The organism is Leucobacter sp. 7(1), from assembly GCF_900163635.1.
Classification (GTDB): domain Bacteria; phylum Actinomycetota; class Actinomycetes; order Actinomycetales; family Microbacteriaceae; genus Leucobacter.
The window spans coordinates 63335-73764 of record NZ_FUID01000009.1; the positions used below are offsets into that span (position 1 = coordinate 63335).

A 10430-nucleotide genomic window follows, 5' to 3' on the forward strand; every position below is an offset into this window, starting at 1 on the left:
CCGCACACCGTGACTGAACGTTTTCAGGTCGACCTCACCGGGATGGTCGACCTCCTCTCCCGCCACCTCTACTCGGGTCCGCAGGTGTACCTGCGCGAACTGATTCAGAACGCTGTCGACGCGGTGACCGCGCGCCGCGAGCGCGACCCGGAGGCGCCGGATCGCATCCGGCTCACTCCGGGACGCAGCGCCGCGGGCACCCCCACGCTTGAGGTCACCGACACCGGGGTGGGCCTCACCTCCGACGAGGCGCGTGAGCTCCTCGCGACGATCGGCCGCTCCTCAAAACGGGACGCTGATTTCGGGGCCGGGCGCGCTGAGTTCATCGGGCAGTTCGGGATCGGAATGCTCGCCGCGTTTATGGTGGCGGATCAGATCTCCGTGATCTCCCGCTCCGCGACCCCCGGGGCGCACCCCATCCGGTGGGAAGGCCACGCGAACGGCACCTTCCGGGTGACCGAGCTCCCGGAAGCTACGGACATGCCCGTCGGCACAACCGTACAGCTCTCCGCGCGGCGAGACACGGGGCACTGGCTTGGCCACGACACTGTTCTTGCGCTGGCCCGAGATTACGGGGCGCTACTCCCCTTCGACATCGCGGTGCGCACGGAACTCGACGGCGAAGAACTGTGGCAACGGATCTCCGCACCTGAGCTTCCCTGGCGGATCGAACACGTCTCTACGAAGACGCGCGCGCGTGCGCTCGCCGAGTACTGCGAACAGACCTTCGGGTTCACGCCCCTCGGTCACATCGACCTTGACCTCCCCGTGGCCGGGGTCAGCGGCGTCGCGTTCATCCTGCCGCAGGCCGTGGCACCGGGCGCGGGCGGTCACCGCGTCTACACAAAACGCATGCTGCTCGGGCCGCGCGTGGACCGCGTCCTCCCCGATTGGGCGTTTTTCGTCCGCGCGGTGATCGACACCGAGGCGCTCTCCCCCACCGCATCCCGAGAGCAACTCCACGACGACGAGCTGCTGCTCGGCGTGCGCGAGGCTATCGGAGCGCAACTGCGCGCCTGGGCACACACGGAGCTCTCAAGCGGCTCCCGACTCGCGCACCACGTGATTTCCATCCACAATCTCGCGCTGCGCGGACTCGCGCTCACCGATCCAGAGATGCTCGATCTCGCAGCCGCGATCCTCCCGTTCGAGACCACAGATGGTCCCCGCACACTCGCCGAGCTGCGCGAGCGTGGCGAAATCGTCTACACAACCACGACCGAGGCGTACCGTCGTGTCGCCGCGGTCGCCCGCGCGCAGGATTTGGTCGTGCTCAACGCGGGGTACGTGTACGACGCTGAGTTGCTCGGCCAGCTCGATAAGCGCCCCGATTGGCAAGTCAGGGAGCTCCAAAGCGCCGACCTTGTCCACGCGCTCGGGCAGCTGAGTCTCGACCGAGAGTGGCAGCTCGCCGATGCCGTGCAGCGTTCCCGAGCCCGGCTCGAGGCGGAGGACTGCGACGTGATCGTGCGCACTTTCTCCCCCGACACCGTGCCGGCGATTCTGCTGCGGGACGCGGAGGGCGAGCACCGCCGCGAGCGGGACCACGAGCGCACACAGTCCCCGGATCTCTGGGATGGCCTGCTCGACGCCTTCGCAGAAGAGGCACCGAGCCGGAGCCGAACGCTTGTCCTCAACGACGACTCGGCGGTAGCTCGGAGGCTGCTTAGCGCCCCCGCGGGTGCCGTCTTCGACGCGGGTCTGCACTCCCTGTACCTCTCCGCGGTGATGCTCGCGGGCGATGGCCTACGCGCACGCGAGTCCGTGGCACTCGCCGATGCCCTCGGCGTGCTCCTCGATTCAGCCCTTGAGAGTCCCCTCCCCGATCACCCCGCCCAGGAGAACCCCGCATGAGCGCAGCCGACCGTAGCGAACTGATCGCGATCCGGCGCATGCCCTACGGCACAGCCCGCATCGCGGCGAGCGAAGCCGTGACCCGGTGCATAGAGGCCGACGGTCCCCGAGAGCTGCTCGCCGAGGCGCTGCTCGACCTCGTCGAGGCATACTCGTTTGCCGATGAGGGAGCGAAGTCGTTTGTCACCTTCGCGCGCACCCTACGTCTCTGGGACGAGAGCCCCGAGCTCTTCGACGCGGGCGACGAGCGCAACCTGTTCTGGGAGTTTAAGTGGGTCGCCGCGGATCTCCCCGAGTTTCCGCAGATCAGCGCGGGCCAGGCGGAGGCGTTCCTCGCCGATATGGAGCGCCGCTTCGAACTCGCTGGCCACGGCCTCTCGTCCGTGCGCATGAGCCGCTTCCGCTGGGCGTGGCACGCGGGTCAGGCCGACGCCGAAGCGCAGCGCCTCGCCTGGGTCACCGGGCTGCGCGACGAATACGAGGACTGCCGAGCGTGCACGATCGGGCAACAGGTCGACTTCTTCGTGGACACGGAGCGCTACACAGAGGCCGTTGAGCTGGGGCGTATGCAAGACGACCGCTGCAACTTGGAACCGGCACGGACGCACTACGGGCTCGCGCTCGCAGCCCTGCTTGCCGGAAATCCGGATCTCGCGCTACGCAGCCATAAGCGTGCGCTCGCGGGGGACGACGGTGACACCACAGACTTCCCCGCGGCCCGCGGCCAGGGCTTCGAGATGCTGGCCCGCGGCGGCCGACTCTCGCAGGCCCTGCGCGTCCTCCGAACTGATTACCCCGACGCGCTCCGCGCGGGCGGCAGCCCCGCAACACACCTCCGCCTTCTGCTCGGCGTACTCGCTGGGCTCTCCGCCAACCTGGACCGCGCGGCGGATCTCACGGGCTTCACCGAGCCTGAGTGGGGCACCGTCGGCGCGCTGCACGCGTGGGTGCAGGATCGCGCCCGCGCGCTCGTGGCACCGCTTGACGCGCGCAACGGGAGCGACATGTATGCCCGGCACCTCGCGCGTGCGCTCGCAGCGACCCGCACCGAACACGAGCTTCCCGCCGAGGCCGCTGGCTCGGCGGCGGCGAAGCTTTCCGCACCCTCAGACCTCACGCCGGGCCCGGATCATGCGACCGAGACCGAAGCTGGATCCGAGACCGAAACCGAGACCGAGGCCGATCGGGCAGGCACCGGCGCGGCGCTGATGGCCGCTGCGGAACAACTGGCCGCCTACCGCGCGTACGCGGGCGCGAGCCAGGCCTACGTGAACGCGGCACAGCAGTGGGAAGCGGAGGGGTGGATCGCCCGCGCAGGGGCCGCCTACGCCGAGGCCGCGCAGTGCGCGGTGCTCGATCACGAGGACGCGGCAGCCCACACGCATTTCGCGGCCGCCGTCGCACGAATCGAACTCGACACGAGCGAGGCTGAGCTCCTCGTCGCGGTACTCACCGCCTGGGCACCGATCGCAGCGCGTATGAGCGACACCGCAGGGCTGCTCACGGCCGTTCGGCGGGCGCTGGCGCGTGAACCGGAGCCGAACACGGACGAGCTCGCCGAGGATCTTGCAGAACGCCGACGCGCGGAGTGGCAGCTGCGCCAGGCACACCTTCGCGACACGCTCGCGCGCTCGCTTGCCGCGTCAAGCCCGAACGAGCACGCCGATGCTGTGGCGGAAGCGCTCAGCGCTGGTGCTGCCTACGCGCAGTTGGGGCGAACCGGAGACGCCGCGCACGCGTTCTGGCTAGCCGGGCGCGTGCAGCGCGAGTTCGGCGCTGGGGCAGACGCCGTGTGGGCGCTCGAGTCCGCGTTCGAGGGATTCACGCTTGCGCGCAACCGTGCCGACCGAGCGCTCGCGGCTGGCGAACTCATCGAGGTGCTGCGCAGCACAGGGCAGCACGATCGGGCCGCCGAGATCGTCGCAGAGCTCTAGGCACGCCGGTTCGGGCGGGTAACTTACCCGTAGAGGGTGTCGCTGCGCTCGATCGCGGGCCCGAGCTCGTCGACAACAAGCGAGTTCTCGTCCAACTGCCGGGTACGGTAGGCCGCACGACCCACCATGTGGGCGGCGACCGGGGCCGTGAGCGACTGGAACACGAACACCGGGACCAGAGCAAGCAGCGTCGCAAAGGATCGCTGATCCAGCGCGATCGCAGCGATCACCAGCAGGAGTCCGAAGATCTGCGGCTTGGTTGCCGCGTGCAACCGGCTGAGCGCATCAGAGAAACGCAGCAGCCCGATCCCGGCGGCCACCGAGAGGAGCGCCGCGAGGAACACGCAGACCACGGCAGCGAGGTCGAGGATCTGCTCCCAAAGTGTCACATCAGACATAGCCGGCCTCCTCCGGAGGTGCCTCACGCACCGGTTGTTCGTTCCGGCGCTTCACGAATCGGGCGACCACAATCGTCGCGAATGTCGCGGTCGCCGCAATCACAGTCATCAAGGGAATCGAGTCTGTGTGCCCGCGCACAACCATGTCGGTTCCCACCGCGAGCATCAGCGTCGTGAGCAGCACGTCTGACGCGATCATCCGGTCGAGGATCGTGGGGCCGCGTACGATCCGCACGATTGCGGCAAGCGCGGTCAGCGTCAGGCCGACGCCCGCGGCGATCAGCAGCCACTCCATCACTGCGCTCATGACAGGGCCTCAATCTCTTGCTGGGAACCGAGCGCGAGCAACAATAGCCGCTCGATGTGCCGCACGTCGCGCCGCATTTGCGTGATCGAGCGCTGTGTGGGCGTATTCAGCACGTGCAGGTAGAGCGTCGATTCGAAACGATCCACCTCGGCCACGAGGGAGCCCGGGATGAGCGAGATCGTCAACCCCACCGCCGTCAGAATGAAATCGTTGCGGGTCACGAGGCGCACCGCGATGATCGAGGTCGGCGGGCTCGGCCCCGGGCGCACCGCGAGCCAGGCGACCTGCCAGGAGGCAAGTGCGAGGTGCCACAGGAAGTACGCGAAGTAGCGCAGGGCGTACCAGGGGTTGAAGCGCCCGGCGAGTTCAACAGGCGGGAGGTAGAACACGCGCATCACCACGATGGCGAGCACGATTCCGCTGACAAGCGACAGCAAGGACACCTCGTGCCAGAGCATCATCCAGAGCACTACGAGGCCGACGAGGAGCGGGAGCTCGTGAAGGCGCACGCCCCACTCGAGTTTGCGACCCGCGTGCGGTGCCGGGGTCTCAGTCATGGGATCCCTCCCCGTCCGGTCGTGTGGTACCGCTGCCGCCGCCAAGCTGGCCCGGGGTCTCCCCCAGGATCGTGTGTACAAGGCGGCCAGGCTCAGCCATGTTTTGGCCTGCACGATCAGCGTACGCGTAGAGCGGCCCAGCGAACACAGTCAGCGCAACACTCACAACAACCATGCCGGCGGTCGCTGCAATCATCAGGCGCGGGATCTCCTTCTGCTCCTGCTGGGGCTCAGCATCCGGGGCATCGTGGAGTTGCTCGAAGAGCGCTTCCTCGCGCTGGCGCAGCACAAGCGCTTCCGTGCTCGGCTTGCGGGTGCTCCGGGTATCCGCGGCCGCAGTCTCGGGCCGCTTTTTGGGCCGCCAGAACGCAAACACCCAGGCCCGGGCCAGCGCGTACAGCGTCAGAAGCGACACGAGCGCACCGATCCCCATCAGCCAGTACGCGGCGGGCGTCGCGAGATCCGCCGCGACCGTGAACAGTCCCAGCTTCCCGATGAACCCGGAAAACGGCGGAATGCCACCCAGGTTCAGCATCGGAATGAAGAAGAGCACCGCGATGACCGGGGCCGTGCGGAGCATGCCACCGAGGCCCGACAGGGAGGTCGTGCCCGCATGACGCTCCATCAGACCCACCGCGAGGAACAGTGTCGTTTGGACAATAATGTGGTGCGCGATATAGAAAATCGTGGCGCCAAAGCCCGCCGCGTTCCCCATTCCAATACCAAAGATCATGTAGCCGATATGGCTGATCAGGGTGAAGGAGAGGAGCCGCTTAATGTCGAGCTGCGACACGGCCCCCAAGATCCCCACGATAAGCGTGAGCCCGGCGACAACCATCAGCACAGTGTCGACACTGGAGGTCGGGAAGAGCATGGTCTGGCTGCGGATAATCGCGTAGACGCCGACCTTAGTGAGCAAGCCAGCAAACACCGCGGTCACAGGGGCCGGGGCGGTTGGGTACGAGTCAGGCAACCAGAAGGAGAGCGGGAACACGGCTGCCTTGATGCCGAAGGCGATCAGGAGCAGCAAATTCAAGATCAGCTGCACCTCGCTCGGGAGTTCCGCAATCCTGACCGTGAGCTGCGCCATGTTGACAGTGCCCGTCGCACCGTAGATCATTCCGATCGCGGCAAGGAACAGCACTGAGGAGACGAGCGAGACGATCACATAGGTGACCCCCGCCCGGATTCGTTGCGCGGTCCCGCCAAGCGTGATGAGCACGTAGCTCGCCACAAGCAGGATCTCGAAGCCAACGTAGAGATTGAACAGGTCCCCAGCGATAAACGCGTTGAAGACCCCGGCACCCAAGACCAGATACGTCGGGTAGTAGATCGAGACCGGGGTGTCGCGGTCACCGTCGGCAATACCCTGCCCACTGGAGAAGAGAAACACGCCGAGCAGCACGATCGAGGACACCGTGAGCATCAGGGCGGATACGCGGTCGACGACAAGTGCGATCCCGAAGGGCGCCGCCCAGCCGCCGACCTCCATCACAAGGAAGCCTTGGGAATCCACAGCCCACATGAGTACGCCGCTAATCACGAGCACGGCGATGAGCGCGCACAGGGTGATCCCCTGCTGCAGCCGCCGGTGGCCCGGCACGGCGAGCGCAAACGCGGCACCCGCGAGTGGGATTAGAACAACAAGAGGGACGAGCGCGATCATGTGCGGTCCTCCCCAGCGCTCGGCAGATCGGTGAAGTCGGCGACACGGTAGTGCCCGGATTGGACCTCCGCGGTGGGCGATCCCGCATCAGTACCGAGGGACACGATTCCGTCGTGCATATCGCCGTCCGGAATGTCGTCATCGTCGGTGTAGTCAGGAGTGCCGGCAAGACCCTCTTCGGTGACCTCGTCAGAGCTGAGCTCATCCGCATCGGCAAAGTCGAGCTCCGGATCGCCGTCCTTGACGGTGTCGTCGCGGCCAGCTGCGAGGCGCCAGGAGCGGTATATGAGGGCAAGCAGGAACGCGCTCACCCCGAAGGTAATCACAATCGCAGTCAGCACAAAGGCCTGCGGCAGCGGGTCACTCATGTCTTCCGGTGAGCTTTCGCCGTACAGTGGCGCATTGCCAAAAGAGCCGGACATCAGGAAGATCAGCAAATTTGTCGCGTTTCCGACAAGCAGGAAGCCGAGCAAAAGCCGGGTGAGCGTGCGATCAAGCATGAGGTACACCCCACAGGCGTAGAGCACCACCATGACGGCGACAAGAACCAGCGGCATCGTCATCAGCGGCTCACCTCCTCTTCCTCAAACGCAGTCGCCTCGGCTTCCTCGTGTTCGTCGATCTCGGCCCCGAGGCTGCGCAACACATCCAGGATCAGGCCGAACACGACGAGGTAGACACCAATGTCAAAGAGCGTGGACGTGACGAGTGGGAGAGTACCGAACGGGCCCAGGTCGACATCGACCCACGCGGACGCGAGCGCAGACTGGCCAAAGAACATGGGAACCAGCGCCATTGTCACCGCAAGTCCGAGGCCTGTGCCGAGGATCCGGCCCGCGTCAAGCGGGACGGTGGCACCGAGTTCGTGTCGGCCACCCGCCAGGTACCGGGCCACGAGTGCGAGGCCCGCTACAAGCCCGGCCGCGAATCCACCGCCCGGAGTATTGTGCCCGGTCAGGAGCAAATACACGGAGAGAATGATGAGCGCGTGGAAGATCAAGCGCACCACGACCTCGAGAATGATCGAGCGCCGTGCCGGGTTCAGTTGCCGACCGGCAAGCAGCCACGAAACGCGGCTCGCGGGGTGGTTCGGATCTGCCACCTGCTGCAGATGCTGCTGCGCTTGGAAGCGCGCGTCGCGGCGGCTCAACTTGGGGCGGAGGTCGGCACGCGTGTTCAGGAACACAAGCGAGGCGACCCCCGTCGCTGCGGCGAGGATCACAGAAAGCTCACCCATCGTGTCCCAGCCACGGATGTCAACAAGCATCACGTTCACGGCGTTCGTGCCGTGTCCGCCCTGATACGCCATCTCCGGGATCTGCAGCGAGATCGGCTCCGCGATGCGAGAGCCGAGTGCGATGACCGCGACCGCGCCAAGCACGAGCCCGACCGAGATCCCGATGAGCACGCGGACCCACCGCACGCGCTTGGTGGGCGGCGAACCGATGCGCTGCGGCAGGCGCCGGATCACGAGGACAAAAGCGATCATCGTGACAGTCTCGACAAGCGCTTGCGTGAGCGCCAGATCCGGGGCGCCATGCATAGCGAAAATTGCAGCCATGCCGTAGCCGGTGAGCCCGACAAGCACCACCGACTGGAATCGTGTTCGCGCGCGCAGCGAAGCGATCGCGGCCACGATCATGACGATCGCAATTGGGATCTGTACCGGAGAACTCACGAGCTCCCACTGACTCGGCCACTCGGCGGTGGCCAACAGGGTCCCGCCCACCGCGAGCACAAGCACGATCAGGATCACCGAAAGGTAGAACGGGAGCGAGCCACGCTGTGTCAGCGAGGTGACCCGAACCGCGAGCGTATCGACGCGATGGGTAACGACCCAGTACGCGTGTGAGGCGGAGAAGCGGTCCGGAACCGTCGCGAAGGTGAAACTCGGACGTGAGATCAGGGCTCCCAGCGCGAAACCCGAGACGATTACGGCAACAGACGCGCCGAGCGCCAGCGTGAGACCGTGCCACAACGCCAGGTGCTCGGGTGCCGCGGCATCGGTGATCGTCGCTTGGAACAGCGGATCCAGCATCGGTGCAAGGAGCCCGCCGAGCAGCGTGAGCGACACAAAGACGCCGGGGACGGCGAGCGAGACAAAACGCGGGCGGTGCCCAATCCCGCAATCGGCGACTCCCGGCTTCCGGGCGAATGCACCCCACAGGAATCGCACCATGTAGGCCACCGTCAGGGCGCTGCCAACCGCAGCGACCCAGAAGGCGAGGCCCGCAATGGGGAGCGTGTCTTGGATTTCGAGCAGCTCAGTGAACGCGGCCTCTTTCGCGACAAAGCCCATCAGCGGCGGCAGGCCCGACATCGATGCGGCGGCGACAACCGTAATCACTGTCAGGAGGGGGAACTCGCGTCCCACCCCACTGAGCCGTCGCAAATCGCGCGTGCCCGTCGCGTGATCGATCACGCCCACGGCCAGGAACAGCGGGGCCTTCGCAAGTGCGTGGGCAAAGAGTAGCACGAGGCCCGCGAAGGAGGCACGGGGGTCCCCCACACCAAACACCATCACGAGGAGGCCAAGCTGGCTCACGGTTCCGTGCGCCACAATCAGCTTGATGTCGAACTGCTTGAGCGCGCGGATGCCGCCATTGAGCATCGTGATCGCGCCGAGGATCACGAGCGTCTCGCGCACACCTGCCACCTCCGCAAATCCGGGCATGATGCGGGCGATCAGGTACACGCCTGCCTTCACCATCGCCGCGGCGTGCAGGTAGGCACTCACGGGGGTGGGCGCCGCCATTGCGCCGGGAAGCCAGAAATGGAACGGGAATATTGCGGACTTTGAGAGCGCTCCCGCCAGGACCAGGTACACCGCAGTCGTCGCAACCGGTCCAGTCACCGGGGTCGCCACGATGTCGGAGAGGAGCGAAGAGCCAGCGGAGTGGCTCAACAGCACAAATCCAGCAAGCATGGCGAGGCCGCCAAGTGTCGTCACGATGAGCGCCTGGAGCGCCGCGGCGTTCGAGGTGCGCAGTCGCGTGACATGCCCGATCAGGAGGAACGAGAAGATCGTCGTTGCTTCCCAGAAGATGAAGAGTAGGTAGACGTCGTCGGCAAGCACGAGGCCCAGCATCGAGGTCGCGAACCCCATGAACACCGCGGCAAACCGGGGCAAGCCGGCTTCGCCCTCGTCGAAGTAGCGCGAGCAATACAAGAGCACAAGGGCCCCGGCCCCGGTCACCAGCAACGCGAACAGCGCAGAGAGCACGTCGAGACGTAGCGTTAGCGTGAGGTCGAGCTGCGGCACCCAGGGAATGCTCTCTACGAGCACGGCCCCTTGGAACACCGGGATTGAGATCAGGAGGAGCGCAACGAAGGCGGCCCCAAGGATCGCGGCGAAGCCGAAAAAGGCATCGCGGCTAAAACGACGAACGATCGGATGCGCAAGGAGAGCGACGAGTGCGAGGCCAAGGAGCACGCTCATCATCGCTCCCATAGGCGGCCCGCTTCCATCTGTGTTCCGTCGTCTGTTCCTGTTACCAAGCTTAGCGGAAGGGACCCGATCACCCTGGAAGTTTCCCTGGTCGCGGCGCGTCACCTGCGGTCACGCGTGCCGTTCCAGTAAGCGCACGAGAAAAACCGTTTGGGTATGCGAAAGGCCTCAGATCATGCCACCATCACTGGTAACAAATCTGAGGCCCTTCTAAAAGGTGTCCGGCGGTGTCCTACTCTCCCACACCCTCCCGAGTGCAGTACCAT

General features: G+C 66.0%; 8 protein-coding genes. 2 read left to right on the forward strand and 6 right to left on the reverse strand.

Annotated features, from left to right (window positions below; all coding sequences use genetic code 11):
* Positions 1-9 precede the first annotated feature (9 nt).
* The gene (locus FM113_RS02430; protein ID WP_087011127.1) at positions 10-1854 is read left to right on the forward strand and encodes an HSP90 family protein; all 1845 of its coding nucleotides are present in this window, start codon (positions 10-12) and stop codon (positions 1852-1854) included.
* The gene (locus FM113_RS02435; RefSeq protein ID WP_087011129.1) at positions 1851-3788 is read left to right on the forward strand and encodes a hypothetical protein; all 1938 of its coding nucleotides are present in this window, start codon (positions 1851-1853) and stop codon (positions 3786-3788) included. The genes FM113_RS02430 and FM113_RS02435 overlap by 4 nt, the downstream gene beginning before the upstream one ends.
* A 23-nt stretch (positions 3789-3811) precedes the next feature.
* On the opposite strand, the gene mnhG is transcribed toward FM113_RS02435, so the two are convergent.
* The 6 genes from mnhG to FM113_RS02465 are packed head-to-tail and all read right to left on the reverse strand — an operon-like array spanning position 3812 to position 10158.
* Positions 3812-4186 carry a monovalent cation/H(+) antiporter subunit G gene (gene mnhG, locus FM113_RS02440; RefSeq protein ID WP_087011131.1) on the reverse strand — a complete coding sequence of 125 codons (375 nt, stop codon included), beginning with the start codon at positions 4184-4186 and terminating at the stop codon, positions 3812-3814.
* Entirely contained in the window at positions 4179-4493 is a 315-nt protein-coding gene (locus FM113_RS02445; protein WP_087011133.1) for a monovalent cation/H+ antiporter complex subunit F, read from the reverse strand. The genes mnhG and FM113_RS02445 overlap by 8 nt, the downstream gene beginning before the upstream one ends.
* A complete protein-coding gene (locus FM113_RS02450; protein WP_087011135.1) occupies positions 4490-5050 on the reverse strand; it encodes a Na+/H+ antiporter subunit E in 561 nt (186 codons plus the stop codon). The genes FM113_RS02445 and FM113_RS02450 overlap by 4 nt, the downstream gene beginning before the upstream one ends.
* The gene (locus FM113_RS02455; RefSeq protein WP_087011136.1) at positions 5043-6716 is read right to left on the reverse strand and encodes a Na+/H+ antiporter subunit D; all 1674 of its coding nucleotides are present in this window, start codon (positions 6714-6716) and stop codon (positions 5043-5045) included. Before FM113_RS02455 ends, FM113_RS02450 begins: the two co-directional genes overlap by 8 nt.
* Positions 6713-7279: a Na(+)/H(+) antiporter subunit C gene (locus FM113_RS02460; RefSeq protein WP_087011138.1), complete on the reverse strand. Its 567-nt coding sequence runs from the start codon at positions 7277-7279 to the stop codon at positions 6713-6715. Before FM113_RS02460 ends, FM113_RS02455 begins: the two co-directional genes overlap by 4 nt.
* Positions 7279-10158 (reverse strand): Na+/H+ antiporter subunit A, encoded by a 2880-nt coding sequence (locus tag FM113_RS02465; RefSeq protein ID WP_369676679.1) that lies wholly within the window; start codon positions 10156-10158, stop codon positions 7279-7281. The genes FM113_RS02460 and FM113_RS02465 overlap by 1 nt, the downstream gene beginning before the upstream one ends.
* Between the last annotated feature and the right edge of the window lie 272 nt (positions 10159-10430).

Excerpts from the sequence above, each read along its gene's own strand:
- FM113_RS02435 (WP_087011129.1), top strand. The coding sequence starts at position 1,851 with ATGAGCGCAGCCGACCGTAGCGAACTGATCGCGATCCGGCGCATGCCC.
- mnhG (WP_087011131.1), bottom strand. The coding sequence starts at position 4,186 with ATGTCTGATGTGACACTTTGGGAGCAGATCCTCGACCTCGCTGCCGTG.
- FM113_RS02445 (WP_087011133.1), bottom strand. The coding sequence starts at position 4,493 with ATGAGCGCAGTGATGGAGTGGCTGCTGATCGCCGCGGGCGTCGGCCTG.
- FM113_RS02450 (WP_087011135.1), bottom strand. The coding sequence starts at position 5,050 with ATGACTGAGACCCCGGCACCGCACGCGGGTCGCAAACTCGAGTGGGGC.
- FM113_RS02455 (WP_087011136.1), bottom strand. The coding sequence starts at position 6,716 with ATGATCGCGCTCGTCCCTCTTGTTGTTCTAATCCCACTCGCGGGTGCC.
- FM113_RS02460 (WP_087011138.1), bottom strand. The coding sequence starts at position 7,279 with ATGACGATGCCGCTGGTTCTTGTCGCCGTCATGGTGGTGCTCTACGCC.
- FM113_RS02465 (WP_369676679.1), bottom strand. The coding sequence starts at position 10,158 with ATGATGAGCGTGCTCCTTGGCCTCGCACTCGTCGCTCTCCTTGCGCAT.